Consider the following 968-nt stretch of genomic DNA (forward strand, 5'->3'; position numbering starts at 1 on the left):
CGCTGGGCAATACGCCGTAGGCGGCTTTGAACCGGCGGCCGAAATGGGTCATGTCCGAGAACCCCCAGCCATAGGCGATCTCGCTGACCGTCCGGCCGCCTTGCAGGGGATCTTCCAGGGCCCGCCGACAGCGCGCGAGGCGCCGCGTCTGGATGAGCTGCACGATCGACGTGTTTTCGTCGGCCAGCACCGCGTTGGCGTATCGCACGCTGACCCCGGCCGCGCTGGCGACCGAGCCGGCGTCGAGGGTCCGGTCAGACAAGCGGGCTTCGATCACGGCCCGCAGTTCCACGCGGACAAGCGAGCGGGACGGCGATGTGCGTGACCTGTCCTGCCCCATCGTCCGCCCGACGGACAGGGTGATCAGATCGAGCAGGTGCGCTTCAAGAAGCGCTTCGGCGGCTGAGCTCAAACCGTCCGTGTGATACGGCAGCATCCCCAAGCTCGCTGACAGCAGACTGTTCTCGGCCGAGCTCGGCTGGATCGCCCGGGCCGTCATCTCCCGCATCTTCCCGAGGCGGGCTTCCATGAGCTGCCGCGGAACCTTCAAGACGAGGACGTCCGAGGCTTCGGAAAACCGTCCCTCGTAGGGCAGCGCCGGGTCGATCAAGGTGATGTCCCCCGTCCCCAGCACGACGTGTCGGCCGTCCTGCTCGAGGGCGATCTGCCCGCCGGATTGGCGACAGACGAACAGCTCGTCGGTGTTGGCGTGCGCCATGTGACGGCGCGTGTGGGTGACCGACATGTCCGAGTTCTGGAACGAGACAAGTCCGATGGCGCCGACCGTGCCGGCGCGGAGCTCAGCGCGAAACGTATTCCGGCATCCCGGGATGGATTCGTGATCAACGACACCCTTTCGGGCAACATCGTGCCAGAACGCGAAACGGTCCCGCGGGTGGACGTGATCCGTGGAGAATACGGTCTTCACATGGCCCTCGCATGTCCGCATGGCCGACAATGAGCGCCGA

At 66.2% G+C, this 968-nt stretch carries 1 protein-coding gene; it reads right to left on the reverse strand.

Going from position 1 to position 968, the window contains the following annotated elements:
* On the reverse strand, positions 1–949 hold a 949-nt coding region (locus OXS27_RS32310), incomplete at its 3' end, for a helix-turn-helix domain-containing protein (RefSeq protein WP_267361746.1).
* Positions 950–968 lie beyond the last annotated feature (19 nt).

Source organism: Methylobacterium sp. GC_Met_3, assembly GCF_026540775.1.
GTDB lineage: Bacteria > Pseudomonadota > Alphaproteobacteria > Rhizobiales > Beijerinckiaceae > Methylobacterium.